Source organism: Ulvibacter sp. 2210JD10-4 (genome assembly GCF_058148525.1).
On the sequence record NZ_JBYVJZ010000002.1, the window covers coordinates 11,723 to 38,113 of the forward strand.

Genomic DNA, 26,391 nt, shown 5'->3' on the forward strand with positions numbered 1-26,391 from the left:
TATGCGATAGTTCATTTCTAATATAAAAATAAGAAAACATCTGTAACCAAGAAGGTCAAATGAGATTTCATTAGCTAGGCTTTTATATCTTTTAATTTTAATTGAAGGTTTACGGTTCCCTGCCATTCGTTTTCATCAATAGCATATACCGCTTTAAAGGGGGTTCCACTACAGGCAAGATCTTTTTTGTCCCCCATTCCAAAACCAATCCCGGTAAATTGAGGCGAGTCTCCCTGACGTACAGTAATTCTCAAATGGTTTTTGTCTTCCCCTACACATTTTCCCCAGCCTGTATCCTTTAAATATTGTGTCATAAATACTGGTGTCATATTTCCGGGGCCAAAAGGCGCAAACTGCTTCAGGATCCGATAAAATTTCGGACTAATATCATTTAAGTCAATTTCAACATCAATTTTAATTTCAGGCGTAAGTAATTTAGGGTCTATTGTTTCAGAAACTACTTTTTCGAATTTAGTTTTAAATTTTTCAAAATCTTTTTCCAGTAATGTGAGTCCCGCAGCATATTTATGCCCGCCAAATTGCTCAATGTATTTAGAGCAAGCTTCTAAAGCATTATAGACATCAAAATCCCGAACAGAGCGCGCAGAGGCAGCCAGTTTTTCGCCACTTTTAGTGAATACTAATGTTGGGCGATAATACGTTTCTGTTAATCGTGAAGCCACAATACCAATGACTCCTTTGTGCCAATTTTCATCATAGACTACAGTTGTCACCCTGTTCTCTTCTTTGTTTTCTATGATCTTCTGCAACGCCTCTTCTGTCATTTTTTTATCGGTATCCTTTCTATCCGTATTAAACTGTTCTATTTCCAATGCCCATGTAATTGCAGTATCCATATTGGTTTCGGTCAATAAGGTAACTGCATGATTTCCATGTTTCATCCGGCCTGCAGCATTAATACGCGGAGCAATAATAAAAACGACATCGGTAATAGTCAGCGTTTCTTTTTTTACTTGTTTTAGGATCGCTTTAAATCCGGTGCGAGGATTAGAGTTGATCACTTTTAAACCGTAATATGCAAGTATTCTATTTTCTCCTGTAATTGGAACAATGTCGGCTCCAATCGCAGTAGCCACTAAATCGAGATACAAAAGAAGATCATCAATCGTTTGACCTCTTTTTTCTGAAAGGCCCTGAATGAGTTTAAACCCAACTCCACAGCCACATAGCTCTTTGTAAGGATAGTCACAGTCTTCTCTTTTAGGGTCTAAAACCGCCACTGCTTTTGGAAGTTTGGCTCCCGGACGATGGTGGTCACATATAATGAAATCAATTCCTTTTTTAGTAGCATACTCTACTTTTTCAATGGCTTTTATTCCACAATCTAAGGCAACTATCAGCGAAAAATCATTATCTGCAGCAAAATCAATTCCTTTATAAGAAATACCATATCCTTCATCATATCTGTCCGGAATATACGTTGCCACATTTGGATAATAGGTTTTTAAATAGGAAGAAAGCAAAGCAACACTTGTAGTACCGTCTACATCATAATCGCCATAGATAAGTACATTTTCCTGCTTAGAAATAGCCTGTTCGATCCTATTCACAGCCTTATCCATATCCTTCATCAAAAAAGGGTCGTGTAGCTTTTCTAAACTTGGGCGAAAGAAGTCTTTAGCCTCCTCGTAACTTTCAACCCCTCTTTGCAGTAATAATAAAGCTATTATTTCTTCAACTCCTAAAGCATTGGCAAGTTCCTTAATTTTTTGAGGGGAAGGTTTCGGTTTTAATGTCCAGCGCATGTATCCTAGAAGGGGTTATTGGGGAGGTCTGTAAAAATACAAATTCATTTTAGTTCAAAAAAGGATTTTTCCTATTTCAGGTAGGATTTTTCCTCCAAAAAAATGAAGTGTTCAACTCTTTAAATATGAGGCATTTCATCTATAAAATTTGTTTGAAGAGAAAGTAATTTAGCTCTCTAAAACATTTAAAAATAACTATTAAAACCCCTACATCATGAATTACACACTTAAAGGCAGATTGTATACAGCAATCTGCGACGACCACAAAAAAGCTATTCCCAACACAAAAATACGTTTATATAGCCTACAGGAAGAAATAAATGCGGCTACTGCATATACAGCAGCACAAAGCAAAGAGCTTATTCAGGTTTTTGAAGAGAAAGAAATAAAGTCTCGTAAAAAGCAGCTCCTTGCCGAAACCGAAACTGATGCCAATGGAAATTATGAATTTAATCTCGATGGAGACAAAACAGGTTATACCGGCGGTGCTGTTGCAATTACTTTATACTATGACGAAGTACCGGAATACGGGCAAAAAGGAACATCCCTCCCTAAAGGCTTTAAGCCTTTTGAAGTTTTAATTGATATCATTCAACCCAAATGGAGAGAAACCGACAATGGCCTTGTAGCAGGGTGGAATTACTGCTTATTACATAGAATCTGGTGTTACATCTTAAGACGGTTGGACATTTGGGTGATCTGCGGGACACTTACCAATTGCGAATCTAAAGAACCGCTTATAGGAATAGAAGTAATTGCAATGGACGATGATATTATAACCGATGATTTTCTGGGAAGTAGTGTTACGGACAGTAAAGGACGGTTCTGTATATTTTATCGTTCTATCGATTTTAAAAAGACTTTTTTGTCACCCTTTATCAACATTGAAACTACTCCTATTTTTAGCTTTGATAATGGTCCGGATATCTATTTTAAATTTGCCGTTGGTGGTTCTGTTTTCTTTGCTGAAGACACATCTGAAGCGCACAAACCAAGCAGAAAGAATATTTCAAATTGTTTATGTGTAAACTTATGTCTGGATGATTCTCCCGGAGGAAGTATTGACCCTCCTGCCGCTTTTTATCAAATAGGATATGCACGAAAATACCACCCTGTCCTAAATATAGACCCTGCAACCGGAAGAACAACCGGGAAGGCAAATACAGTATTAAATGATCAGGCATTCTATAGCAATTTGGACCTAAGAGGCTCTTTATCCAAAACATTTAACGGTCAGCCTGTAGAATATAAATTTCAATATGCTGAGGTGAATAACCCATCTGTAGATGTAGGAACTATTCCATCCGGAAATTGGGTAGATGTTGCCCCAAATGACATTGCCAGAAATGAAATAGCAACCAGAATTACTCAATTGTTTCCTATTATAAAGTATGATGCCTATGTAATAAAGGGAACAGATGCCCCAACTTCTTACGGAAATGAGGTAGAGGTACATTTTGATGGCAACTGGATACAGGCTCCTCAATATTCAGGTGGTGGTTTTGATATCTTTTTCAATGGATCATTGATAAAATTAATTTCTAAAAACCTTGCAGGAGGAGCTGTAAACAAAGCCGGTCTGGTACAAGGTAATAGTTCTGCACCTCTTGAGAAAAACAGGTATTTTGCATTGCGCATGTGGAAACGTGAGCAGGGCAATGATGCATCCAAAGTAACCGCAGGGTTCTCACGTCCGTTGGCTATTTTCAATACTGAATATGATGGAGTCCCTCAGGGAGGTTCCTGGTTGCCAACTGTAAGCAATAACGAACTTGGGATTGCCTGTTTGGACCTTCAGGAATTAATTGGAGGTGGTTGTAATAAGATCACTAATTCTATTACTGTTAACTATACAGCAGCAAATCCTAATCTGGGTACTGTGGCATTACAAATGTACGGACAAGGAGGGCCTCATGCATTTCAACCGGTTGTTTTCCCAACTCCCGGCGAAGAAGCACACGGAACTTCACTTTATGTAGGTGATGTAGCCTCACTTCCCAGCTGTGCTTATGAGGTTAGAATTACGGCAGAGTTAAAACTTACCAATGGAGAAACTCAGCACGATGGAATATGGGACAGAGTACTGTTCTGTAAATAATAACTATTTATTTTAGTCTGAAACGGCTGTGGAATATTTGAAAGCAACATATTCTGCAGTCGTTTTTTTTTGAAGGTAAGAGTTTGTAATTTGGAACCCAATAATTTTCAGAAATAGCAATTATGCCATTAGTAACCCCTTTATCTTCGGAACACGATCAGGAAACCAAGCAATTAGCTGAATTCTTTAACGAAACACTTGGATTTTGCCCTAATAGTGTGCTTACCATGCAGCGTCGCCCTGCCATTAGCAAAGCATTTATTAATTTGAATAAAGCAGTAATGGCCAATGAAGGACGTGTGACCTCAGCTTTAAAACGAATGATCGCCTGGGTAAGTAGTAACTCCACCGGATGCCGGTATTGCCAGGCACATGCCATTCGGGCAGCAGAGCGTTATGGAGCAGAGCAGGAACAACTGGATAATATTTGGGAATATAGAACACATCCCGCATTCAATGATGCCGAAAGAGCTGCATTGGATTTTTCATTAGCAGCTTCACAAGTTCCTAATGCTGTAGATGAAAACATTAAGTCTCGCCTTTATGAACATTGGAATGAAGGTGAAATTGTAGAAATGTTGGGGGTTATTTCGTTATTTGGCTACCTTAATCGCTGGAATGATTCTATGGGAACTTCTATAGAAGGCGGAGCTGTGGAAAGTGGAACTCAGTATTTGGGAAAACATGGCTGGAACAAGGGAAAACATGTTTAATAAAAATAACTTCAAGGTAGGTCTGTCTCTTTTTTAATTAATCGAGCAGTTGTTTAAGTCGCTTTTGAAGCTCACAAACAATTTCTTTTTCGAACCATGGATTTTTAGTGAGCCAAAATCTATTTCTGGGAGATGGATGGGGTAACGGCAAAAACTTAGGAAGGTACTCATTGTAATTCTTCACAGTTTCTGTAAGTGTTTTTTTAGCATTTTCTTTTAAATATTCTTTTTGAGCATACATTCCAATTAAAATAACCAGTTTTAAATTTGGCATTTTGCCCAATAATACTTCATGCCACTGAGGAGCGCATTCCGGGCGTGGGGGCAGATCTCCGCTTTTTCCCTTTCCGGGATAACAGAAACCCATAGGAACAAGTGCTATTTTACTTTCGTCATAAAAGACTTCATTTGAAACATTCAACCATTTTCGCAACTGTTTTCCACTGGGATCATCCCACGGAATTCCTGTTTTATGAACTTTTGTTCCGGGGGCTTGTCCTATAATTACAATTTTAGCACCCGGGTGTGCTGTAACAATAGGGCGTGGCCCTAAAGGCAGGTGCTCTTTACAAATTTCGCAAGCGCGAATATCTTTTAGTAATGTTTGCATTTATTTTTTTCCGTCAACCACAATGACAATCTCTCCTTTGGGAGGTTTTGCTTCAAAATGCTTTAAAACTTCCGCAGCTGTTCCACGAATGGTTTCTTCATGCAATTTGCTCAATTCCCTAGCAACAGAGATATTTCGGTCTGCGCCAAAGAACTCAACAAATTGCCCCAGTGTTTTCAACAGCTTATGGGGAGATTCATAAAAAACAATTGTTCGGGTTTCTTCAGCCAATAATTGTAGTCGGGTTTGTCTTCCCTTTTTTACAGGTAGAAAGCCTTCAAACACAAATTTATCGTTGGGTAAGCCACTATTAACTAATGCAGGTACAAAAGCAGTAGCTCCCGGAAGACAATCTACTTCAATACCAGCCTCTATGCAAGCACGTGTGAGCAAAAATCCAGGGTCACTAATAGCTGGAGTTCCCGCATCACTAATAAGTGCAATGTTCTCCCCTGCCTGAATTCTCTTCACGATCCCCTGCGTAGTTTTATGCTCATTGTGCATATGGTGGGAATGCATCTGCGTTGTAATTTCAAAATGTTTTAGAAGTTTACCACTTGTACGTGTATCTTCAGCAAGGATAAGATCAACTTCATTTAATACTTCTATTGCCCGAAAGGTCATGTCTTTTAGGTTACCTATGGGAGTTGGAACAAGGTATAGTTTCCCCATAAACTAATTAAAGCTTTTCTCAACAATCACCATAAATCGTTCGGAATATTCCTCCTTTTTAATCCAGTAATTATAATCGGGTTTTACTTTGCCTTTAATAAAATTCGCTGCATCATCATACGATTTCATAGTACTAATTTGAGAAAGTACCCGTGTATAATCCTCAGCATTACCATCAAACAAGTTCTTTATAAATGCAAGACGGTCATTAAGACCTATATTCAACCCTTGATGATTTTTATCATTAATAGACTTGGGTTTGTTCGCAGATGCTCCAATATCTTCGACTAATCCGTCGGTCTTTTTTGGAATTTTTCCTCCTTTAGTAGGTTCTTTTCTCTCAAAGGTTGGAGTTTGCTGATAGGTAGAAGCAAATTCTTCCAGGTCATTTTTAACATACTTTTTTTTGGGTATCACTTCTTCCAGAAGTTCATCAACTTGTTGAGATTCTTCCGGCATTTGTGCCACGATATCTTTAATTTTCTCCATCAACGGCTCTACCAACTCCTCCTTGTTTTCAGGTTGAGGGACCGGTTCCGGTTCTTTAAACCAGTTTTCTTCACGGAAACTTTTCGAGTCCAACGATTGCGTTTTTGAAACAACAGCCTCGTCTTCTATTTGAGATTCTAAATACTCTAATAGTGTAAATCGTTCGTATAATTCTCTTACCGCTTGTTTTAGCGATTTAGTATCCAATGCATTTTCTTCAGCAATAATTTGCTCGGCAAGTGCTTTAATCTGTAAGCGAAGTTTCTTTTTCATATCTTTTGAAATAATTCTCTTTTTCTCTATTTTGTTTTTATAAATTTACGCAACCTTTATGTAAACGTCAACTATTTCTGTTTTCGTCTAAATTTAACATATGTTTCTCGAAAATACTGTAAATCAAAAAGAACAATTTGGCTGGATTGAGGTCATATGTGGCTCTATGTTTTCGGGAAAGACCGAAGAGCTCATCCGCCGACTTAAACGTGCTAAGTTTGCACGCCAGCGTGTCGAAATTTTTAAACCAAATATCGATCTTAGGTATGATGAAAATAAGGTGGTTTCGCACGATAGTAATGAAATACGCTCTACTCCTGTTCCTGCTGCGGCCAATATTCCAATTTTGGCAGACAATTGTGATGTTGTGGGTATTGATGAAGCACAGTTTTTTGATGATGAAATAGTAAAAGTCTGTAATGACCTTGCCAATAGCGGTGTGCGTGTGATTGTTGCCGGTTTGGATATGGATTTTAAAGGGAACCCTTTTGGCCCTATGCCTGCACTTATGGCAACAGCAGAGTATGTGACAAAAGTACACGCAGTTTGTACGCGTACCGGCAATCTTGCCCATTACAGCTATCGAAAAGCAAAAAGTGATGATCTGGTGCTTTTAGGTGAAACCGAAGATTATGAACCATTAAGCCGGTCATCATATTACAAAGCCATGCTTCGGGAAAAAGTAAGTAAAATGGATGTGAAAGATCCGGAAGAAGTTCCTTCGAAAAAGCAAGCCTGAGCATGCCAAAAGCTACCGAAACCATTCTGGAAATTGACCTCAACGCTTTAGGGCACAATTACCGCTACCTCGTATCAAAACTAAAAAAAAACACCAAAGTGCTGGCGGTTGTAAAAGCCTTTGGTTATGGTAGTGAGGCTTCTGCAGTTGCCAAAGAATTAGTCGATTTAGGCGTAACCTATTTAGCTGTAGCCTATGCAAATGAAGGTGTTAATTTACGTAATGCTAAAATTGAAGCTCCTGTTTTGGTGCTGCATCCTTTGCCCGTAAACTTTGATGTTATTTTAAATCGCTGTTTAGAGCCTAGTATTTATTCGCGTACTATGCTCAAAAAATTTATTGCCTTTGCTGAAAAGAATAAACAAAAGCTATATCCTATTCATTTAAAGTTCAATACTGGTTTGAATCGGTTAGGTTTCAGAAAAGATGACATTCCTTTTATAGTAGAAACTCTTTCAAAAACTGAAAGTGTAAAAGTTCAATCAATTTTATCGCATCTGGCGGCCAGCGAAGATGAAAATGAGCGGGATTTTACATTACAACAAATAAATAGTTTCCAAAGTATTTCAAAAATATTAATTGAAAAATTAGGCTACAAACCTATTTTACATACTGTAAACACCTCCGGAATTATTAATTATCCCGAAGCGCACTTCGATATGGTTCGAACCGGAATAGGCCTATATGGTTTTGGAAACGACCCCGAAGAAAATAAAAACCTAAAACCTGTTTCTACATTAAAAACCGTGATTTCACAGCTACATGAAATTGAAGCCGGAGAAACAGTGGGTTATAATATGGGGTTTAAAGCCGAAAGATCTGTTCGAACTGCAACACTGGCTATTGGGCATGCAGATGGTATAAATCGTGCTTTTGGTAACGGAAAAGGGTGGGTAACCATAAACGGTCAAAAAGCGCCTATTATAGGTAATGTTTGTATGGATATGATCATGGCGGATGTTACAAATATTGAATGTATTGAAGGAGATGAAGTTGTTGTATTTGGTGAATACCCTACTATAGATGCTCTTTCAGAAGCTGTTAATACGATTCCTTATGAGTTATTAACTGCTATTTCTCAGCGCATTAAGCGAATTATTTGCAGGAAATAATGTGTTGTGTGAATTATATTTTATAAAAAGCGATTCTTTTTATTTAAATTAGTGGTTATTAACTATTAAACCCATCAAAAATGTTAAAAGAATTCAAGAATTTCATTATGACCGGCAACGTTATTGACTTTGCCGTTGCAGTATTACTCGCAGGCGCAATAGGCTTGGTGGTTAATGGATTTGTAAATGATATTGTAATGCCATTTGTTGGACATTTTGCCGGCGGATTAGATTTTGCCGACATGAAAGTTGTTCTTGACGAAGCGGTAGTAGCTGCTGACGGAACAGTTGAAAAAGCAGAAAATGCAATAATGTATGGTAAATGGGTTAACTCTATTATCAATTTGATCATCGTAGGGTTTGTTTTGTTTATGATCGTTAAAGCGTACAATAAAACCAAGAAGCCTGTTGAAGAAGCTCCTGCAGAGCCGGCAGGACCTACTCAGGAAGAACTGCTCACTGAAATTCGTGACGAATTGAAAAAAAGATAAATGAACTTGTAGCGACCGCTACACTACATACATTAATTAAACCCTTCCGAAAATTCGGAAGGGTCTTTTTTTTGCTTTTTATTCTGAAAAAATTAAAAGCTATCTCTTATTTTTGAACTCAAATTAAAGGTATAAATGAAAATAGCTCTGGTAGGTGCAACCGGAATGGTAGGCACAGTGATGTTAAAACAGTTGGAAGAACGTAATTTCCCTGTTACCGAATTGCTTCCGGTAGCCTCTGCAACTTCTATAGGAAAGGAATTGAGTTTTAAAGGACAATCCTATAAGATCATAGGAATGGAAGAAGCTATTGCTGCGAAGCCCGATATTGCTATTTTTTCTGCAGGAGGAAATACCTCATTACAGTGGGCGCCTAAATTTGCTGAATCCGGAACCACTGTTATCGACAATTCTTCAGCATGGCGAATGGATCCAACCAAAAAATTGGTCGTGCCGGAAATCAATGCTCATGTATTAACTTCAGAAGATAAGATTATTGCCAACCCAAACTGTTCTACCATTCAAATGGTAATGGCTCTGGCTCCACTCCATAAAAAATATAATATGAAACGTGTTGTGGTATCCACTTACCAATCTGTTTCAGGAACAGGTGTAAAGGCTGTCGCTCAGTTAGAAAATGAAATTCAAGGAGTCTCCGGTGAAATGGCATACCCATATCCTATTCATAAAAATGCACTGCCTCATTGTGATGTTTTTGAAGCTAATGGATATACAAAAGAAGAAATGAAACTTGCCCGCGAGCCACAAAAAATATTAGGAGACCGTACTTTTTCGGTAACGGCAACAGCGGTAAGAATCCCTACAGCCGGAGGGCATAGTGAAGCGGTAAATGTTGAATTTACAAACGACTTTGATCTAAGTGAAGTGCGTAGGTTGCTCCATGAGGTCCCAGGTATTACCGTGCAGGATAATCCGGATACTAATACATATCCAATGCCTATATATGCCCACAATAAAGATGAGGTCTTCGTGGGGCGAATCCGTAGAGATGAAACACAGCCTAATACATTAAATATGTGGGTTGTAAGTGATAATTTACGTAAAGGGGCTGCTACCAATGCTATTCAAATTGCCGAATATCTGGTTGCCAGGGAGTTAGTATAATTCAGGTGAATTTTATTAAGGTGTGCTACAATAATTATTCACATAGATAACTATAAGTGAATTTTTTATTTTTCAGTATATTTAGTTCTTCAACACTAAAAACCATCCCTATGAATTCAACTTTTACTAAAATTCTTCGTATTATTCTAGGCCTTGGCCTGTTGGTTTTTGGGCTAAATAAGTTTATTGGCTTTATTCCGACTCCGGATATGCCGACAGATGCTGCCAGTTTTATATCCTCTCTTCAAGCAACCGGATATGTTCTTTATGTAGTAGCCGTTTTTGAAATTTTTGTAGGGCTTCTTTTATTAATTAACAAATGGGTTCCTTTTGCATTATTATTACTTGTTCCTATCTCGGTTAATATTCTTTTATTTCATTTATTTTTAGATATGCCGGACATTATTCAAGCATTGATAATAGCAATTATCAATGGAATTTTAATTTACAAATATTGGAAAGCCTATCGGCCATTATTTCAGTATTAGTTGCTTATTAATGCTAATTTTATTGTTCTAACAGTTCTATAACCTTTTAGAAGGCTAGTTTTTACTACATTTACGGCTATTAAATCATCCATAAAATGAAAAAACTAATTATTCCTGTTTTTATTACACTTGTTGTAATAGCCTGTAAAGAAGAACAAAAAAAAGAACCTATTGCTGTGACTTACCCAAATACTCAAAAAGTTGATACTGTAAACACATTTTTTGGAGTAGAAGTAGAAGATCCGTATCGATGGCTGGAAGATGACCGAAGTGAAGCAACCGAAGCCTGGGTAAAATCTCAAAATGAAGTAACTTTTGGGTATTTGGACAATATTCCTTTTCGGTCAGAACTAAAAGAACGTCTTTCGGCATTATGGAATTATGAAAAAGTGGGTGCCCCCTTTAAAGAAGGAGACTATACATATTACTATAAAAATGACGGACTTCAAAACCAATACGCCATTTATAGGTATAAAACCGACGAAGACCCAAGTACGGCTCAATTATTTTTAGACCCAAATACATTTAAAGAAGATGGAACTATTTCATTAGGGAATCTAAGTTTTTCTGAAGATGGCAAAACAGCAGCCTACACTATTTCTGAAGGAGGAAGTGACTGGCGCAAAATATTGGTGATGAATACCGAAACAAAAGAAGTTATAGAAGACACTATTGTAGATGTTAAATTTAGTGGGCTTTCCTGGAAAGCAAACGATGGCTTTTACTACTCTAGTTACGATAAGCCTAAAGGCAGTGAACTTTCTGCCAAAACAGACCAACATAAATTATACTATCATAAATTAGGAACTAAACAAAGTGAGGATGCACTTGTTTATGGGGGGATCCCTTCAGAAAAGCATCGATATGTTAATGGTTTTGTGAGCGAAGATAATCGCTATCTACGGGTAAGTGCGAGTGTTTCTACTTCGGGGAATAAGCTTTTTTTAAAAGACCTGTCTCAACCTGACAGTAAATTTATAACCATTTTAGATCATACAGATAGTGATTCATATATCATTGATAATGTTGGCACAAAGCTATTTATTGTAACCAACCTTAATGCTCCTAACAGAAAGATCATTACTGTAGATGCTTCCAATCCTTCCCCGGAAAATTGGGTAGACTTCATTCCTGAAACAGAAAATGTATTGATTCCATCATCCGGCGGAGGATACTTTTTTGCAGAATATATGGTAGATGCTGTTTCTAAGGTATTACAATATGATTTTGATGGAAATTTAGTTCGTGAAGTTGAGCTTCCAGGCGTAGGAAGCGCCGGTAGTTTTAACACTAAAAAAGAGGAAAAAGAATTGTATTATTCATTTACAAATTATGTAACTCCGGGAAGTATTTATAAGTATAATATAGCTGAGGGTGCTTCGGAATTATATAAAAAGCCCGAAATTGACTTTAATCCTGATAATTATAAAAGTGAGCAAATATTTTATACTTCCAAAGACAGTACAAAAGTACCGATGATTATTACTTACAAAAAAGGGCTGAAACTTGACGGAAAAAACCCAACGATACTTTATGGGTATGGCGGTTTCAATATAAGCATAACCCCAAGCTTTAGCATTACCAATGCGGTGTGGATGGAACAAGGAGGGGTCTACGCCGTGCCTAACATACGCGGGGGTGGTGAATATGGCAAAAAATGGCACAATGCCGGAATTAAGATGAAAAAACAAAATGTATTTGATGATTTTATCGCCGCCGCCGAATACTTAATTGAAAATAACTATACCTCGAGTGATTATCTGGCTATTCGCGGAGGCTCTAATGGAGGTTTATTGGTAGGTGCCACGATGACACAACGCCCGGACCTAGTGAAGGTTGCGTTACCCGCAGTAGGCGTAATGGATATGCTTAGATACCACACCTTTACTGCCGGTGCAGGTTGGGCATACGATTACGGTACCGCAGAAGACAGTAAAGAAATGTTCGATTATTTAAAAGGGTACTCACCTGTTCACAATGTAAAACCCGGAGTGGCATATCCTGCTACTTTAATTACAACAGGAGATCATGATGACCGCGTAGTTCCCGCACATAGTTTTAAGTATGCTGCAGAATTGCAAGAAAAACAAGCAGGAAAGAATCCTGTGTTGATCCGGATTGAAACCGATGCCGGTCACGGAGCAGGGACACCTGTGAGTAAAACAATCGAACAATATGCAGATATTTTCGGGTTTACTTTATATAACATGGGTTACGAAGTACTCCCGGAAAAAGTGAATAAAGGTGTTAAAGAATAGAAGAAGTTAAAACTTAATAAAAACCTCACGATTGTTCGTGAGGTTTCTTTTTATATATGCTACAGGTAAATATTCAATCCTTTTCATATTCTGAAAAAGAGATCCTGAAAAATATTTCTTTCCATCTGGATAAGGGCCTGCATTTAGCTGTTTTAGGAGAGAGTGGCTGTGGTAAATCCACATTATTGCATATTATTTATGGACTACTCCATTTAGAAAAAGGAAGTGTGTTCTGGAACGATATGCAGTTAATGGGACCAAAGCATAACCTCATCCCCGGAGAAGGTTTTATGAAATTGGTGGCTCAGGAATTTAATGTAATGCCGTATACAACTGTTGCAGAAAATATTGCTACCTACCTTTCCAGATTAGATAAAGAAAAAGACATGTCCCGGGTAACAGAGTTATTAAGAGTAGTGGATCTGGAGGTATTTTCAGAAACAAAAGTAAAAGACCTTAGTGGTGGACAAAAACAACGTGTTGCACTTGCAAAAGCACTAGCCAAAAAACCTGAATTGCTATTACTTGATGAGCCCTTTAGTAATATCGATACGTTCAGAAAAAACAAACTGCGCAGAAGTTTGTTCTCTTATCTTAAAAAAAACAATATTAGTTGTATTACAGCTACTCACGATAGTGAAGAGGCGCTTTCTTATAGTGATGAAATTATCATCCTAAAAAATGGAGGCGTTGAAGCCTTTGGGACACCTGAAAAAGTGTATGAAAATGTTTCTACTTCTTATCAGGCCGGGTTTTTTGATGAATTTACCCTTTTGCCATCAGCGTTATTTGAGGTAAGTGATTCTTTAGAAAAGGTCATTCTTTTCCCACATCAGTTAAAGGTTAGTTCAGTTAAGACAAGACTTCAGGTTATTGTAAAAAATTCGTACTTTAAAGGCAGTCATTATCTCATTCTTTCAGACTGGAAAGGAAAAAAAGTGTTTTTCAACCATTCTGAAAGCATACAAAACGGAACCAAAATCCAATTACAGAAAACATGAAACACTTAATCTTAATTTGTTGTTGTATTGTTTCAGCAATGCAAGCACAAGACAGTAGCAAAAAGTATCTTGATAACGTACAAACACTGGACAGTACTATTGAAACATTATATCGTGTAATTTCAGGTGAAAAAGGAGAAGAAAGAGATTGGGAGCTTTTCAGGTATTTATTTAAACCCGATGCAAAACTAATTCCTTCAGGGAAAAATAAAGAAGGAATTTATGATGTTCGTTATATGTCTCCTGAAGATTATATTGCTGCTTCAGGAAAATGGTTGGTTGAAAATGGGTTTTTTGAAACCGAAATATCCCGTAGTTCGAATACGTTTGGTAATATAACTCAGGTATTTAGTACTTACGAGACTTTCCACAGCAAAAAGGATACTGTTCCGTTTATGCGCGGTATTAATAGTATCCAGCTTCTAAATGATGGCAATCGTTGGTGGGTTGTAAATATTTATTGGGCTCAGGAGTCTAAAGAAAACCCTATTCCTGGTGTCTACTTACCTAAACAAAAGTAAATTAGATGAGTTTTTTAAAAGCTGAGTGGAGAAAACTTGCAATTGCTAATTATGAAGTAGCCCCTTCGGTATTGAAAAAGCATATTCCTGCTGGTACAGAACTGGATCTCTGGAATAGTAAGTGTTATGTGAGTGTGGTTGGTTTTATGTTTATCAATACCAAGGTTTTAGGGATTAAAGTCCCATATCATACTTCCTTTGAGGAAGTAAATCTTCGGTTCTATGTAAAAAGGAAAGTGGGGAACGAATGGCGCCGTGGAGTAGTTTTTATCAAAGAAATAGTTCCCAAACCGGCAATTACTTTTATTGCCAATACTATTTACAAAGAGCACTATCAAACACTTCCTATGCGACATTACTGGAAAAATGAGAAAAATTCTATCGTCATTGAATACCACTGGAGATTAAGTAGTGGTTGGCAGTTTTTAAAAGTTTCAGCAAAAAATAATCCTGTTGAAATTGAAGAAGGTAGTGAAGCAGAATTTATTACCGAACATTACTGGGGCTACGCAAGAGTAACTGAAAATAAAACAAATGAATATGAAGTAACTCACCCTAGATGGTTACAATATCCTGTTATAGATTTTAAATCGCACATAGATTTTAAAGCTAATTATGGTAATGATTTTGAGTTTTTAAATCATCTAAGGCCTGTTTCTGTAATACTCACCGAAGGGTCTCCTATAACTGTAGAAAACAAAAAAACTTACAAAATTTAAAAAAAGATTGTCCTATTTATTATGATATAGGAGATTTCATTTTGTCATCTAAATACATTTGAGAAACGAAAAACTCAACATTATGTATTTAAAAAGAAGGCTTTTTTATTTCTGTCCCTTTCCCTTGCGCTCCTATCCTGCAATAAAAGCAATGATGATGGAGGGGCGATACTGCTCAGCAAGATAGAGGAGATATCGTTTTTTTCATTGATAATACCGCCCCTGTATTACTGTTCTTATTACAATTACCGATTCAGGTAGAAATGATTCCTCTCTGAGGCTAAACGGAAATGACGTCTATTCTTCAAGGAACACCTACTTGTACAGGCCTGCCTGTTGCTCTCTTTGCAAATCGCCATCATGCTATTTATCAGTGGTCAGCTACATGTGGCCAGGTCACTTTAAGTGGGCAACTTGGCCCCAATATTGAACTTACAGTGGTGATATTTATTGAACCTCTACTATAATACTTTTACTGTTTCTAAACACAAACTCGTCTCCCTTTTGCCGACCGAGTAGCAATTTCCCTATTGGACTTTCCGGGGATATCACAAAATATGTGGTTTCATTTAGTTTTATTGCTCCTACAGAAACACTAATAAAATAACTCGCTGTGGAGGTCACCACCAAACTTCCCATTTTTACATTTTCTGAAGAGGCCTTGATATTAATTCTATTAAGGGTCTTTTTCACTTTTTCCACTTCCCGAAGTTGTTCTCCGGCTTTTTCCCTTTCAATCTGCAACATTGCCCGTCCTGTTTCATGTTTGTCGCCGGCACTGCTCTTAGATTCTTCAAGCAGAGAAGCTCTAATGCCTTCTATGGAGTTCAGGATTGTTTGATGTCTTCTGTCTACCCAATTCTGGCAAGCTTTAAGTAAAACTGTTTTTATTTCCAGGCTCATTCTTTAACTTCTTTCAAAGCCAAAATACCATAATTTCTCATTTGTTGTACAATCCAATCCTTTCGATTTTCAATATAAATACTTCGCGGGTTCGCTTTGTAATGAAGTGGGTTTGGCAAAATAGCAGCAATAGAAGCTGCTTCTTCCCTAGTAAGGTATTGAGAAGGTTTGTTAAACCAGTAACTTGACGCTGCTTCGGCTCCATACACTCCATTACCCATTTCGATACTATTAAGATATACTTCTAAAATTCGTTCTTTGCTCCATAGAGTTTCTATCAAAAATGTAAACCATGCTTCCAAACCTTTGCGTAGCCAGCTACGTTCCGGCCATAAAAAAACATTTTTGGCTGTTTGTTGTGAAATAGTACTCCCTCCCTTCAACTTTTTGCCATTTTTATTGTCTTTATAGGCTTTTTTGATTGATTTTACATCAAAACCACTGTGTTTTGCAAAATTTTGGTCCTCTGCACAAATAACTGCCAGTTGTAGATTAATCGAGATTTTGTCAATAGATTGCCATTCATGTTTTGTCTCGTAGCTCCCTTCGGCATTAAAAGAACGAATTGCCATTAAGGGAGTGTAGGTTACATTTACAAACTTGTAGAAAAACACCCAAAGTATACTTAATACTACAAACCAAAGAAAGGATTTTAATAGAAACCGAAACAGTCGTTTCATGTTATTACTTAATTTGTTAGTTGTTGCCAAATAGAAAACCCAATAACATTATTCACCTTAACGTTTCATTGGGTTCTATTTCAAACGGTTGGCAATGCAAAATTGTTGTTAACAGACAAATTTCCTGAGGTCTGTTTTTTAATTCTATGAAAATTCTTTAAAATGGTCTTTTTTAGTAGAAAACGACTCATTTTTGATTAAAATAACTGAATTTTGATTCGTTTTTGTATAAAAACGATTGATTTTCATCTTTTCGAAACGTAATGTTTACTATTTCTTTCAGTTCCTAGTTCTTTTAAAAACAGTCTAAAATAAGTCAGTTTTTAGCGTATTTAGTGTAAAAATGATTGATTTCAATAGAAAAACTTAAAAAAAACACCGTTTTTAGAAAATAGTTAATATCCCGTGCGTGTAGCAGATTCATTTTATAAAAAACATCGAATTTCGGGAGATATAATATCTTCAAAATTCGATGCTATTAAACTATTTATTCGTTAGGAGCTTATTCTTCTTCCGGAGGGTTCATTTCAAAAGAATTCATAAATGCAGTAGTATAATTTCCTGCAACATAATCCGGATGATCCATCAGCTGTCGATGAAAAGGAATGGTTGTTTTAACTCCTTCTATTACAAATTCGTCCAGTGCCCGTTTCATTTTATTGATAGCCTCGTCACGTGTTTGTGCCGTAGTAATGAGTTTAGCGATCATAGAGTCATAATTAGGCGGAATTATATAACCTGCATAAACATGTGTGTCTAAACGAACTCCATGTCCTCCCGGTGCATGTAATACAGTTATTTTCCCTGGAGAAGGGCGAAAATTATTATAAGGGTCTTCTGCATTGATTCGACATTCAATAGAATGCAGGTTTGGTGAATAATGTTTTCCGGAAATTGGTACGCCTGCTGCTACCAGAATTTGTTCCCGAATCAAATCAAAATCTATAACCTGTTCTGTAATTGGGTGTTCTACCTGAATACGCGTATTCATCTCCATAAAGTAGAAGTTACGGTGTTTGTCTACTAAAAATTCTACTGTACCGGCACCTTCGTATTTAATGTATTCTGCTGCTTTTACAGCTGCCATTCCCATGTCATTTCTCAGCTTCTTGGTCATGAACGGGCTAGGTGTCTCCTCTGTTAATTTTTGGTGACGACGTTGGATAGAGCAATCCCTTTCACTCAAGTGGCAGGCTCTTCCGGTGTTATCTCCCACAATTTGGATTTCGATATGACGTGGTTCTTCAATTAATTTTTCCATGTACATATCATCATTGCCAAATGCGGCTTTACTTTCTTGCCTGGCAGATTCCCATGCTTCCTTCAGTTCTTCTTCTTTCCATACTGCACGCATACCTTTTCCACCACCACCAGCACTTGCTTTAAGCATGACTGGATATCCGGTCTCTTTTGCCAGTTTTTTGCAGGTTTCAAAATCAGGTATCACTCCTTCACTTCCGGGAACACAAGGTACTCCAGCTTCAAGCATGGTTGTTTTTGCAGAAGCTTTATCTCCCATTCTATCGATCATTTCAGGGGAAGCTCCAATAAATTTGATATTGTGTTCTTCACAAATTTTCGAAAATCTGGCATTTTCAGATAAAAATCCATATCCCGGATGAATAGCATCTGCATTTGTAATTTCTGCAGCGGCAATAATACTTGAAATTTTTAGGTAGCTTTCGCTACTTGGAGGAGGGCCAATGCATACTGCTTCGTCTGCAAATCGAACATGCAGACTTTCTTCATCTGCTTTAGAGTAAACTGCAACAGTTTTAATTCCCATTTCCTTACATGTACGAATAATTCGTAATGCAATCTCTCCCCTATTGGCTATTAATATCTTTTTAAACATATGTTTTTAAATATTTTCAGCATTCAATAAACTCTTCCAAGTGAATGGAATCTATTTTTTGAAATTTGGAATTAATATTAAGATGGGTCTACCAAAAATAAGGGTTGGTCAAACTCTACCGGTGAAGCATCGTCTACAAGTATTTTTACGATCTTTCCTGAAACTTCGCTTTCAATTTCATTGAAAAGTTTCATTGCTTCGATAACGCAAAGTACATCTCCTGTAGCAATAGTACTTCCTACCTCAACAAACATAGGCTTATCCGGTGCTGGTTTTCTATAGAATGTTCCTATAATTGGAGACTTAATTGTTATATACTTTGAATTTTCATCAGCCGGGGCAGCCGGAGTTTCCGGAGCTGCAGGTGCTACTGTTTCACCCTGTGGCTGTGCAATAACCTGTGGCTGTGAAGTCGCCATAGTTGGCATTTGTTGAATGTACGTAGTTTCTCCTTTACTGTCACTTCCGGTTCTAATTGTAATTTTAACATCATCTGTTTCCAGCTTAACTTCGCTAGCTCCAGATTTTGCCACAAATTTTATTAAGTTCTGAATATCTTTTAAATCCATAGTATCTGTGTTTTGTTTTTGTTTAGTTAACATTTATGAATTATACGCCCATTTTACGTATACGGCTCCCCAGGTAAATCCTCCTCCAAAAGAGGCGAATACCAGATTATCCCCTTTTTTTAGCTTTTTTTCGTAATCCTGAAGGCAAAGTGGTAATGTTGCAGAGGTAGTATTGCCATATTTGTGAATATTCATCATTACCTTTTCCTGCGGTAGGTTCATCCGGTTTGCCGTAGCGTCAATAATTCGCTTATTGGCTTGATGCGGAACTAACCATTGCACATCTTCCCCGGATAGGTTATTTCGTTGCATTATTTTTTCGCTTACATCTGCCATATTGGAAACAGCAAATTTAAAAACGGTTTTTCCATCTTGAAACACATAGTGTTGTTTGTTGGCAACCGTCTCTGCAGAAGCAGGAAGAATAGAACCTCCGGCATCTATTTTTAGATGAGGTCTTCCTATTCCGTCGGTTCGTAAAATCTCATCTTGTATTCCTAAGCCTTCGGTATTAGGCTCAAAAAGAACAGCCCCTCCGCCATCACCAAATATAATACAAGTGGCTCTGTCTTCATAATCAATAATAGAAGACATTTTATCGGCACCTATTAAAAGTATTTTTTTGTAACGCCCGGATTCAATATATCTCGCGGCGGTAGACATTCCAAAGAGAAAGCTGGAACAGGCAGCAATAAGGTCATACGAAAAAGCGTTTACGGCTCCTATCTCTGTAGCTACGTAAACACCTGTAACTGCTACTGGCATATCTGGTGTGGCAGTTGCCATGATCACCATGTCTATATCTTTTGGATCTGTATTGCTTTTTTTGAGTAGGTCTTTTGCTGCTTGTATGGCAAGATAAGAGGTTCCTTTGCCTTTGTCTTTTAAAATCCTACGTTCTTTAATCCCTGTACGAGTTGTGATCCATTCGTCATTAGTATCTACCATGGTCTCCAAAATCTGGTTGGTGAGAACGTACTCCGGTACATAGCCCCCTACAGCTGTGATTGCTGCTGTGATTGTACTCATAAATTTGAATTAGATTCGCAAAAAAAGGTAAAAATCTTTTAAAAATGAATGAAAATTACTAAAATTTAATCAGAAACGACTTAAAACCGGGCTGTTTTTGATTTTTTAGCCCTAAAAAGCAAAAAACTCTCACAACAATGTGAGAGTCCTTATTTTGTATAAAAAAGATCTTATGCTTCTACTTCTCCTGTTGCATCAATCACCACCTGGCCTCTGTAGTATAATTTACCTTCATGCCAATGTGCTCTGTGGTACAAATGTGCTTCTCCCGTAGTTGGGTCTGTTGCAATTTGAGGGACAGTAGCTTTGTAATGTGTTCTTCTTTTATCTCTTCTGGTTTTTGAGATTTTTCTTTTAGGATGTGCCATTACTCTATATTATTTATCCGTTAATAGTTTTTTTAATGAGTCCCATCGAGGGTCTGTTGTATCACCATCATTTGGTGATTTGTTATTTTCTTTTTGCCTAGGGCTTAATTCTTCAAGTTTTGTAAGTATATCACTTTTCAAGGTCCCGTCTTCAACTCCGGGATGAATTCTTTTTACTGGCATTGCCAGTACAATGGATTCATAAATATATTGTTGAATATTGACTTCATAACTTCCATGAGGCAATATTAACAATTCTTCATTTTCATCATTAAACTCTTCTCCAAACTTTACTATAAAATGATAATCCCCAGTTATGTCCTGATTATAAGGTTCATTGGTTATATCACAGTTTACATTTACAAAACCTTCAAAAGATAGTGTAAATTCGAGAAGTGTTGTTTTCTTAATCAACAATACTTTGAGTTTAATGCTTGCTCCATTAAATTCATCATACTCAAAATGCTCAAAGAACGATTTCCCAATGTTAAAATCAAACCGATGTTCTCCCAACTTCAATCCCACAAACGGGATGGTAAATTCTTTCAGTTCCTTCATAATCACACCTGTTTAGCTCTTCCACCTTAGCAATAAGGCGGGTGCAAAGATAAAAAATTATTTGAATAGCAAATTATTTTATTGTTTCTTTTTTGGGAGCACTTTTCTCTTATTGGTTTGAAGTGGATTCTTAGAAATTTCAAGAAATTCTTTTCTCTTTTTAAATATCTTGATCGCACTAAAAACCGCTTCTTTAAAAGATTCTGGATTTGCTATATTATTGCCGGCAACATCAAATGCTGTTCCGTGGTCCGGTGAAGTTCTAATCTTATCAAGTCCTGCAGTATAATTTACTCCAGATCCAAAAGCAAGTGTTTTAAACGGAATAAGTCCCTGGTCATGGTAAGATGCAACAATTGCATCAAAGTTTTTATAATTTCGCGAGCCAAAAAAACTATCTGCCGCATAGGGGCCAAAAACCATTTTTCCGTTTTTACGGAAATCATCCAGTGTTGGAATAAGTATTTTATCGTCTTCGTCTCCTATCAAGCCATTGTCTCCAATATGTGGATTAATTCCTAAAACAGCTATTTTGGGCTTTTCAATTCCAAAGTCCTGAATTAAGCTATGGTGTATAGTATTTATCTTATTTTCAATGATTTCTTTGGTAATCTGCTTAGTGATGTCTTTTACGGGTACATGGTCCGTAAGCAGCCCTACCCGAAGGTTTTCTGAGATCATTAGCATAAGGCTTTCGCCATCTAGCTCCTCTGCAAGATAGTCTGTATGTCCGGGAAAGTTAAAACTTTCAGATTGTACATTCGATTTGTTAATTGGTGCGGTTACCAATACATCGATTTTGTTATCCTTTAATGCTGAAACGGCTGCTTTTAAAGATTTTACAGCATAAGCGCCAATTTCTTTTTCTTCTTTTCCGAAATTAATTTCTACCGGTTCTTTCCAAACGTTTAATACATTTATCTTTTTATGAAGGACATTTTTAATGTTGTCAATTCCATGAAGGTTAATATCCAACTCATACGCTCTTTTAAAGAATGACAATAACTTGACAGAAGCAAAGATAACCGGGGTGCAAAATTCTAACATTCGATGATCTTGAAAAGTCTTTAAAATGACCTCACTGCCTATTCCGTTTAAATCTCCTATCGAAATTCCAACAATAATTTTATTTTGTTTATTCATTCTTCGTTTTACCCCTTTATTTTATTATTACTTTTGCACTACAAATGTAACTAAATGTACTAATGTTTACAGGAATTATTGAGGCAATTGGAGAAATTCGTTCTTTGGTGAAAGAAGGAGAAAATATTGCCATTGAAGTAAAAAGTAATTTAAGCTCAGAACTTAAGATCGACCAAAGTGTTTCCCATAATGGCGTCTGCTTAACGGTAGTAGATATAAATGATGACAGTTATTTTGTTACTGCAATTAAAGAAACTCTCCGGAAAACCAATCTAGGTTCTTTGCAAGAAGGAGATATGGTAAATTTAGAGAGAGCCATGAAATTAGGAGATCGTCTGGATGGACATTTAGTACAGGGGCATGTGGATCAGGTAGGTTTCTGCAAAAAAATTGAAGAAAGTGGGGGAAGTTGGTATTTTACTTTTCAATACGATGCTTCCAAAGGGAATTTAACTATTGAAAAAGGTTCTATTACAGTCAATGGAGTAAGCCTAACGGTAGTAGATTCGAAAGAAGGCACCTTTAGTGTTGCCATAATACCATATACATATCAGCATACAAACTTTAAAAATCTTAAAATAGATTCTGTTGTAAATTTAGAATTTGATCTTATAGGAAAATACCTGAGCAGGCTTAGCCGTGCTTATAGTTAACACGCAGTCTTTTGGCAGTTATATAACAACCGTAAATAAATCCAATAACAAGTAAAATTATAATGCCTCCGTCTAAAGGTAATTCAGGTGGGGGAGTTGTAGGAGGGGGTGGGCCTGTGTCACCGCTTTTTTGCTGTGCAAGCATAATCGTACTCGTAAATATACAAAGTACCGAGGTTAATAATTTTACGATTTGGGGTCGCATATATAGGGGCTAATGTAATAATTTTTTTTAAACAATAAATAAAAAATCAATTTATCCAAAACTTATAAACTCTTTTTTTTATAATTAATTGTGCTATATCTAATAAAAAAAGTGGTCCCACATGGGCTCGAACCATGGACCCCCTGATTATGAGTCAGGTGCTCTAACCAGCTGAGCTATGGGACCAAAAACAGTCTGCAAATGTAAAACACTTTATAATTACTGCAAAACTATTTAAAGTTAATATTGAGTTATCAATGATCTTATTTTATTTCCTGACATAATTCAACTAGTACACCATGAGAAGATTTTGGGTGTAAAAAAACCACCCATTTGTTGTCTGCGCCTCTCTTAGGCTCCTCATTTAGTACCTGAAATCCTTCTTTTTTTAGGCGTTCCGCCTCTGTTTTTATATCATCAACATGAAATGCAATATGATGAATGCCTTCTCCCCTTTTTTCAATAAATTTGGTAATAGGGCTATCCGGGTTTGTTCCTTCCAACAATTCTATCTTACTTTCTCCGCAAGTAAAAAAAGAAGTAATAACACCTTCACTTTCAACCGCTTCCGCCTTATAATGCTCATACCCTAACAAGCTTTTGTATACTTTATTGGCTTCTTCAATGTTTTTAACCGCAATACCTATATGCTCAATTTTCTTCATATATGTAAATGTATTGCAAATTAAAAAAATAACAAATCTTTAAATATGTTACTTTTGCAGTATGATGGAAAGTAACCGACAAAAGAAAATAGCCGGAGTTTTACAAAATGATCTGGCAACGGTATTGCAAAGTATGCTTAGGGATTCAGGGCAGTTGGGAATTATTATTTCAGTTTCTAAAGTGAGTGTAACCGCAGACCTTTCCATTGCAAAGGTATATGTGAGTGTTTTTCCGGCTGATAAAGCCATTGATGTTACTAATGAATTAAATGAGTTTAAATCAAGGATAAAACATCAAATCGCACAACTTACAAAGCATCAGCTTCGTAAAATGCCGGATTTACAGTTTTACAATGATGATTCATTAGAATATATAGAAAATATAGAAAAAGCTGTCAAGGGTATTGAAAACCCAATAGAGAACCCGGATATTTTGCCCAAACGAAAAAAAACCTAAGGTGAAGTTTCCTTTGTACATTGCCAAGCGTTATTTGTTTTCTAAAAGCAGTAATAATGCCATTAATATCATTACCATCATTGCGGCTATTGGTGTTGTAGTTGGAGCAATGTCCTTGTTTATAGTTCTTTCTGGATTTTCAGGACTGAAAGATTTTAGTCTTCAGTTTACCAATGTATTCGACAGCGATTTAAAGATCTATCCACAAAGTGGAAAAACCATCACTTTTTCCGAAGCTCAGGAAAAAAAATTAAGAGAAATTGAAGGGGTTGAAGCTTATTCAAAAGTTATTGAAGAACGTGTTTTCCTTCAGTATAAAGGGAAAAATCATATTCTATACATAAAGGGGATCGATGAAAACTTCGAAAACGTAAACCCTTTGGACAGTATTCTTTATTTTGGAAATTGGTTAACTCCTAACCAAAGTGAGGTCGTGGTTGGCTTAGGCACTGCTGCTAAGCTCTCTATGGGTGTGCAGGATTATGTTGACCTGCTGGAGATCTATGTACCCAAACCGGGTACGGGGCAAATAAATGTTTTGGATCCTTCACAGGCTTTTACCAAAGAAAATGCTGTGGTGGCCGGTGTCTATCAAGTTAATGAAGATTTGGACAGTAAGTACATGTTTTCAGATATTGACTTTGCGCGGTCTTTATTACAACTGGACAGCACAAAGATCTCTTCGGTGGAATTAAAGCTGCTTCCTAACTATTCTGAAGAGAATATTCGGCCCAAAATAGAATCCATTTTCTCTGAAGATATTACTATTAAAAACAGAATTCAGCAAAACGATGCTTTGTACAAAATGCTGAATACTGAAAATATTGCTGTCTACCTTATTTTTACATTAGTATTGGTCATTGCTTTATTTAATGTAATTGGTTCTATTATCATGATGATCCTTGATAAACGAAAAAATATAAAAACCCTATACAACTTAGGTGCTACGTTAAAAGATATTCGAAAAATATTCTTCTACCAGGGTACTTTGCTAACCACTTTTGGAGGTTTATTGGGCATATTATTGGGTGTTATTGCTGTAGTTGCTCAACTAAAATTTGAATTTGTGAATATTACTGCAACATTGCCTTATCCGGTAAAGCTGGAGTTTATAAATATTTTTGTGGTTTTTGTGACAATTACAATTCTTGGCTTGTTAGCTTCAAAAATTGCATCGGGAAGAGTGCGTGAAAAACTACTTGCTTAAATAAACTGATGGTCTCCAAATAGTTCCAGAACGTTATCAAAAGCCTCAAAAACTGAAGCAGAATCATCACTGGTGACCATCTTCATTCTGTGTTCTTTAAAGTTTGGAATTCCTTTAAAATAATTGGTATAATGCCGCCGGGTTTCAAAAACACCTAATTTTTCGCCTTTCCAGTCAATGGCCATTTGTAAATGCCTTTTGGCCGCTTCCACTCGTTCTTGCATAGTAGGTGGCGCACAATGCTCTCCTGTTTTAAAAAAATGTTTTACTTCCTTAAAAAACCAAGGATAACCAATACTTGCACGGCCTATCATAGCTCCATCCAAACCATATTTATCTCTCATTTCCATAGCTTTTTCAGGTGTATTAACATCTCCATTCCCAAAAACGGGTATATGCATTCGTGGATTGTTCTTTACTTCAGCAATAGGGGCCCAATTAGCATCTCCTTTATACATTTGAGCACGTGTACGCCCATGAATAGAAATTGCCTTACAACCTACGTCTTGTAGTCTTTCGGCAACTTCAACAATTTTAATAGAATCGTGGTCCCAACCCAATCTTGTTTTTACAGTAATAGGCAGCTTGGTATGTTTTACCATTGCTTCGGTTAATGATACCATTAGGTCTATGTCTTTCAGTATACCGGCACCAGCTCCTTTAGAAACAACTTTTTTTACAGGACAGCCAAAATTAATGTCTATGATATCCGGGCCACTGGCTTCCACAATTTCGATACTTCGTAACATAGAATCCAGTACCGCCCCAAAAATTTGAATGCCTACTGGACGTTCTTTTTGGTAGATATCTAACTTCATAACACTTTTAGCAGCATCTCGTATCAAGCCTTCAGAAGAAATAAACTCTGTATACACCACATCTGCTCCCTGTTCTTTGCAAAGTGCGCGAAAAGGAGGGTCACTCACATCTTCCATAGGAGCGAGTAGTAACGGGAATTCTCCCACATCTATATTACCTATCATTGCCATTTATGTTGCAAAAATAAAGAAATTAGTATGCTTTA

29 protein-coding genes and 1 tRNA gene are annotated in these 26,391 nt (G+C 36.9%); 15 read left to right on the top strand and 15 right to left on the bottom strand.

Annotated elements, in window-relative coordinates; all coding sequences use genetic code 11:
* Positions 1–74 precede the first annotated feature (74 nt).
* Positions 75–1,766, bottom strand: coding sequence for a single-stranded-DNA-specific exonuclease RecJ (recJ, locus tag ACY2RT_RS05755; protein ID WP_490154946.1), 1,692 nt, complete (start codon positions 1,764–1,766; stop codon positions 75–77).
* 214 nt (positions 1,767–1,980) lie between these two features.
* Between recJ and ACY2RT_RS05760 the strand changes: the two genes are divergently transcribed.
* Complete coding sequence (locus tag ACY2RT_RS05760; RefSeq protein ID WP_490154947.1) at positions 1,981–3,864, top strand: transthyretin-like family protein; 1,884 nt, start codon at positions 1,981–1,983, stop codon at positions 3,862–3,864.
* Between the two features lie 122 nt (positions 3,865–3,986).
* Positions 3,987–4,577, top strand: a complete 591-nt coding sequence (locus tag ACY2RT_RS05765; protein ID WP_490154948.1) for a carboxymuconolactone decarboxylase family protein — start codon at positions 3,987–3,989, stop codon at positions 4,575–4,577.
* Between the two features lie 37 nt (positions 4,578–4,614).
* Here ACY2RT_RS05765 and ACY2RT_RS05770 read toward each other — a convergent pair whose 3' ends face one another.
* The 3 genes from ACY2RT_RS05770 to ACY2RT_RS05780 are packed head-to-tail and all read right to left on the bottom strand — an operon-like array spanning position 4,615 to position 6,621.
* Complete coding sequence (locus ACY2RT_RS05770) at positions 4,615–5,187, bottom strand: uracil-DNA glycosylase family protein (RefSeq protein ID WP_490154949.1); 573 nt, start codon at positions 5,185–5,187, stop codon at positions 4,615–4,617.
* Complete coding sequence (gene rsmI, locus ACY2RT_RS05775) at positions 5,188–5,859, bottom strand: 16S rRNA (cytidine(1402)-2'-O)-methyltransferase (RefSeq protein WP_490154950.1); 672 nt, start codon at positions 5,857–5,859, stop codon at positions 5,188–5,190.
* A 3-nt stretch (positions 5,860–5,862) separates the two neighbouring features.
* Complete coding sequence (locus tag ACY2RT_RS05780; RefSeq protein ID WP_490154951.1) at positions 5,863–6,621, bottom strand: DUF8457 domain-containing protein; 759 nt, start codon at positions 6,619–6,621, stop codon at positions 5,863–5,865.
* Positions 6,622–6,721: 100 nt separating this feature from the next.
* Between ACY2RT_RS05780 and ACY2RT_RS05785 the strand changes: the two genes are divergently transcribed.
* The 10 genes from ACY2RT_RS05785 (at position 6,722) to ACY2RT_RS05830 (ending at position 15,542) form a co-directional block, all read left to right on the top strand.
* Complete coding sequence (locus ACY2RT_RS05785; protein WP_490154952.1) at positions 6,722–7,360, top strand: thymidine kinase; 639 nt, start codon at positions 6,722–6,724, stop codon at positions 7,358–7,360.
* A 2-nt stretch (positions 7,361–7,362) separates the two neighbouring features.
* A complete protein-coding gene (gene alr, locus ACY2RT_RS05790; protein ID WP_490154953.1) occupies positions 7,363–8,472 on the top strand; it encodes an alanine racemase in 1,110 nt (369 codons plus the stop codon).
* A gap of 80 nt (positions 8,473–8,552) precedes the next feature.
* Positions 8,553–8,963 carry a large conductance mechanosensitive channel protein MscL gene (gene mscL, locus ACY2RT_RS05795; RefSeq protein WP_490154954.1) on the top strand — a complete coding sequence of 137 codons (411 nt, stop codon included), beginning with the start codon at positions 8,553–8,555 and terminating at the stop codon, positions 8,961–8,963.
* Positions 8,964–9,098: 135 nt separating this feature from the next.
* Entirely contained in the window at positions 9,099–10,088 is a 990-nt protein-coding gene (locus ACY2RT_RS05800; protein ID WP_490154955.1) for an aspartate-semialdehyde dehydrogenase, read from the top strand.
* A 110-nt stretch (positions 10,089–10,198) separates the two neighbouring features.
* Positions 10,199–10,576: a DoxX family membrane protein gene (locus ACY2RT_RS05805; protein WP_490154956.1), complete on the top strand. Its 378-nt coding sequence runs from the start codon at positions 10,199–10,201 to the stop codon at positions 10,574–10,576.
* A gap of 95 nt (positions 10,577–10,671) precedes the next feature.
* Complete coding sequence (locus ACY2RT_RS05810) at positions 10,672–12,834, top strand: prolyl oligopeptidase family serine peptidase (RefSeq protein ID WP_490154957.1); 2,163 nt, start codon at positions 10,672–10,674, stop codon at positions 12,832–12,834.
* A 56-nt stretch (positions 12,835–12,890) separates the two neighbouring features.
* Entirely contained in the window at positions 12,891–13,835 is a 945-nt protein-coding gene (locus tag ACY2RT_RS05815; protein WP_490154958.1) for an ABC transporter ATP-binding protein, read from the top strand.
* Entirely contained in the window at positions 13,832–14,356 is a 525-nt protein-coding gene (locus ACY2RT_RS05820; protein WP_490154959.1) for a hypothetical protein, read from the top strand. The genes ACY2RT_RS05815 and ACY2RT_RS05820 overlap by 4 nt, the downstream gene beginning before the upstream one ends.
* A gap of 5 nt (positions 14,357–14,361) precedes the next feature.
* Positions 14,362–15,075 carry a YqjF family protein gene (locus tag ACY2RT_RS05825; RefSeq protein WP_490154960.1) on the top strand — a complete coding sequence of 238 codons (714 nt, stop codon included), beginning with the start codon at positions 14,362–14,364 and terminating at the stop codon, positions 15,073–15,075.
* A 290-nt stretch (positions 15,076–15,365) separates the two neighbouring features.
* Entirely contained in the window at positions 15,366–15,542 is a 177-nt protein-coding gene (locus ACY2RT_RS05830; RefSeq protein WP_490154961.1) for a hypothetical protein, read from the top strand.
* On the opposite strand, the gene ACY2RT_RS05835 is transcribed toward ACY2RT_RS05830, so the two are convergent.
* The 8 genes from ACY2RT_RS05835 to pdxA all read right to left on the bottom strand — a co-directional run bounded on the left by ACY2RT_RS05835 (position 15,523) and on the right by pdxA (position 22,180).
* Positions 15,523–15,978, bottom strand: a complete 456-nt coding sequence (locus ACY2RT_RS05835; protein ID WP_490154962.1) for a 3-oxoacyl-ACP synthase — start codon at positions 15,976–15,978, stop codon at positions 15,523–15,525. The genes ACY2RT_RS05830 and ACY2RT_RS05835 overlap by 20 nt on opposite strands.
* Positions 15,975–16,658 (bottom strand): monofunctional biosynthetic peptidoglycan transglycosylase, encoded by a 684-nt coding sequence (gene mtgA / locus ACY2RT_RS05840; protein ID WP_490154963.1) that lies wholly within the window; start codon positions 16,656–16,658, stop codon positions 15,975–15,977. The genes ACY2RT_RS05835 and mtgA overlap by 4 nt, the downstream gene beginning before the upstream one ends.
* Positions 16,659–17,160: 502 nt before the next feature.
* Positions 17,161–18,513, bottom strand: a complete 1,353-nt coding sequence (gene accC, locus ACY2RT_RS05845) for an acetyl-CoA carboxylase biotin carboxylase subunit (RefSeq protein WP_490154964.1) — start codon at positions 18,511–18,513, stop codon at positions 17,161–17,163.
* Between the two features lie 77 nt (positions 18,514–18,590).
* Positions 18,591–19,082 carry an acetyl-CoA carboxylase biotin carboxyl carrier protein gene (gene accB, locus ACY2RT_RS05850; RefSeq protein ID WP_490154965.1) on the bottom strand — a complete coding sequence of 164 codons (492 nt, stop codon included), beginning with the start codon at positions 19,080–19,082 and terminating at the stop codon, positions 18,591–18,593.
* A gap of 33 nt (positions 19,083–19,115) precedes the next feature.
* Positions 19,116–20,111 (bottom strand): beta-ketoacyl-ACP synthase III, encoded by a 996-nt coding sequence (locus tag ACY2RT_RS05855; RefSeq protein WP_490154966.1) that lies wholly within the window; start codon positions 20,109–20,111, stop codon positions 19,116–19,118.
* A 170-nt stretch (positions 20,112–20,281) separates the two neighbouring features.
* Positions 20,282–20,479: a 50S ribosomal protein L32 gene (gene rpmF, locus ACY2RT_RS05860; protein WP_490154967.1), complete on the bottom strand. Its 198-nt coding sequence runs from the start codon at positions 20,477–20,479 to the stop codon at positions 20,282–20,284.
* Between the two features lie 9 nt (positions 20,480–20,488).
* A complete protein-coding gene (locus ACY2RT_RS05865) occupies positions 20,489–21,037 on the bottom strand; it encodes a YceD family protein (protein WP_490154968.1) in 549 nt (182 codons plus the stop codon).
* A gap of 78 nt (positions 21,038–21,115) precedes the next feature.
* Positions 21,116–22,180: a 4-hydroxythreonine-4-phosphate dehydrogenase PdxA gene (gene pdxA, locus ACY2RT_RS05870; RefSeq protein WP_490154969.1), complete on the bottom strand. Its 1,065-nt coding sequence runs from the start codon at positions 22,178–22,180 to the stop codon at positions 21,116–21,118.
* Between the two features lie 62 nt (positions 22,181–22,242).
* On the opposite strand from pdxA, the gene ACY2RT_RS05875 reads away from it, so the two are divergent.
* A complete protein-coding gene (locus tag ACY2RT_RS05875; protein ID WP_490154970.1) occupies positions 22,243–22,833 on the top strand; it encodes a riboflavin synthase in 591 nt (196 codons plus the stop codon).
* A gap of 317 nt (positions 22,834–23,150) precedes the next feature.
* Here ACY2RT_RS05875 and ACY2RT_RS05880 read toward each other — a convergent pair.
* Together ACY2RT_RS05880 and mce are read right to left on the bottom strand one after the other, a co-directional pair.
* A tRNA-Ile gene (locus ACY2RT_RS05880) sits at positions 23,151–23,224 on the bottom strand.
* Between the two features lie 77 nt (positions 23,225–23,301).
* Entirely contained in the window at positions 23,302–23,703 is a 402-nt protein-coding gene (gene mce, locus ACY2RT_RS05885; protein ID WP_490154971.1) for a methylmalonyl-CoA epimerase, read from the bottom strand.
* 64 nt (positions 23,704–23,767) lie between these two features.
* On the opposite strand from mce, the gene rbfA reads away from it, so the two are divergent.
* The gene (gene rbfA, locus ACY2RT_RS05890) at positions 23,768–24,160 is read left to right on the top strand and encodes a 30S ribosome-binding factor RbfA (protein ID WP_490155396.1); all 393 of its coding nucleotides are present in this window, start codon (positions 23,768–23,770) and stop codon (positions 24,158–24,160) included.
* 1 nt (position 24,161) lies between these two features.
* Positions 24,162–25,367 (top strand): ABC transporter permease, encoded by a 1,206-nt coding sequence (locus ACY2RT_RS05895; protein ID WP_490154972.1) that lies wholly within the window; start codon positions 24,162–24,164, stop codon positions 25,365–25,367.
* Here ACY2RT_RS05895 and dusB read toward each other — a convergent pair.
* Positions 25,364–26,356: a tRNA dihydrouridine synthase DusB gene (gene dusB, locus ACY2RT_RS05900; RefSeq protein ID WP_490154973.1), complete on the bottom strand. Its 993-nt coding sequence runs from the start codon at positions 26,354–26,356 to the stop codon at positions 25,364–25,366. The genes ACY2RT_RS05895 and dusB overlap by 4 nt on opposite strands.
* Between the last annotated feature and the right edge of the window lie 35 nt (positions 26,357–26,391).

Coding starts and splice junctions, on each gene's coding strand:
- recJ (WP_490154946.1), bottom strand. CDS start 1,766: ATGCGCTGGACATTAAAACCGAAACCTTCCCCTCAAAAAATTAAGGAA.
- ACY2RT_RS05760 (WP_490154947.1), top strand. CDS start 1,981: ATGAATTACACACTTAAAGGCAGATTGTATACAGCAATCTGCGACGAC.
- ACY2RT_RS05765 (WP_490154948.1), top strand. CDS start 3,987: ATGCCATTAGTAACCCCTTTATCTTCGGAACACGATCAGGAAACCAAG.
- ACY2RT_RS05770 (WP_490154949.1), bottom strand. CDS start 5,187: ATGCAAACATTACTAAAAGATATTCGCGCTTGCGAAATTTGTAAAGAG.
- rsmI (WP_490154950.1), bottom strand. CDS start 5,859: ATGGGGAAACTATACCTTGTTCCAACTCCCATAGGTAACCTAAAAGAC.
- ACY2RT_RS05780 (WP_490154951.1), bottom strand. CDS start 6,621: ATGAAAAAGAAACTTCGCTTACAGATTAAAGCACTTGCCGAGCAAATT.
- ACY2RT_RS05785 (WP_490154952.1), top strand. CDS start 6,722: ATGTTTCTCGAAAATACTGTAAATCAAAAAGAACAATTTGGCTGGATT.
- alr (WP_490154953.1), top strand. CDS start 7,363: ATGCCAAAAGCTACCGAAACCATTCTGGAAATTGACCTCAACGCTTTA.
- mscL (WP_490154954.1), top strand. CDS start 8,553: ATGTTAAAAGAATTCAAGAATTTCATTATGACCGGCAACGTTATTGAC.
- ACY2RT_RS05800 (WP_490154955.1), top strand. CDS start 9,099: ATGAAAATAGCTCTGGTAGGTGCAACCGGAATGGTAGGCACAGTGATG.
- ACY2RT_RS05805 (WP_490154956.1), top strand. CDS start 10,199: ATGAATTCAACTTTTACTAAAATTCTTCGTATTATTCTAGGCCTTGGC.
- ACY2RT_RS05810 (WP_490154957.1), top strand. CDS start 10,672: ATGAAAAAACTAATTATTCCTGTTTTTATTACACTTGTTGTAATAGCC.
- ACY2RT_RS05815 (WP_490154958.1), top strand. CDS start 12,891: ATGCTACAGGTAAATATTCAATCCTTTTCATATTCTGAAAAAGAGATC.
- ACY2RT_RS05820 (WP_490154959.1), top strand. CDS start 13,832: ATGAAACACTTAATCTTAATTTGTTGTTGTATTGTTTCAGCAATGCAA.
- ACY2RT_RS05825 (WP_490154960.1), top strand. CDS start 14,362: ATGAGTTTTTTAAAAGCTGAGTGGAGAAAACTTGCAATTGCTAATTAT.
- ACY2RT_RS05830 (WP_490154961.1), top strand. CDS start 15,366: ATGACGTCTATTCTTCAAGGAACACCTACTTGTACAGGCCTGCCTGTT.
- ACY2RT_RS05835 (WP_490154962.1), bottom strand. CDS start 15,978: ATGAGCCTGGAAATAAAAACAGTTTTACTTAAAGCTTGCCAGAATTGG.
- mtgA (WP_490154963.1), bottom strand. CDS start 16,658: ATGAAACGACTGTTTCGGTTTCTATTAAAATCCTTTCTTTGGTTTGTA.
- accC (WP_490154964.1), bottom strand. CDS start 18,513: ATGTTTAAAAAGATATTAATAGCCAATAGGGGAGAGATTGCATTACGA.
- accB (WP_490154965.1), bottom strand. CDS start 19,082: ATGGATTTAAAAGATATTCAGAACTTAATAAAATTTGTGGCAAAATCT.
- ACY2RT_RS05855 (WP_490154966.1), bottom strand. CDS start 20,111: ATGAGTACAATCACAGCAGCAATCACAGCTGTAGGGGGCTATGTACCG.
- rpmF (WP_490154967.1), bottom strand. CDS start 20,479: ATGGCACATCCTAAAAGAAAAATCTCAAAAACCAGAAGAGATAAAAGA.
- ACY2RT_RS05865 (WP_490154968.1), bottom strand. CDS start 21,037: ATGAAGGAACTGAAAGAATTTACCATCCCGTTTGTGGGATTGAAGTTG.
- pdxA (WP_490154969.1), bottom strand. CDS start 22,180: ATGAATAAACAAAATAAAATTATTGTTGGAATTTCGATAGGAGATTTA.
- ACY2RT_RS05875 (WP_490154970.1), top strand. CDS start 22,243: ATGTTTACAGGAATTATTGAGGCAATTGGAGAAATTCGTTCTTTGGTG.
- mce (WP_490154971.1), bottom strand. CDS start 23,703: ATGAAGAAAATTGAGCATATAGGTATTGCGGTTAAAAACATTGAAGAA.
- rbfA (WP_490155396.1), top strand. CDS start 23,768: ATGGAAAGTAACCGACAAAAGAAAATAGCCGGAGTTTTACAAAATGAT.
- dusB (WP_490154973.1), bottom strand. CDS start 26,356: ATGGCAATGATAGGTAATATAGATGTGGGAGAATTCCCGTTACTACTC.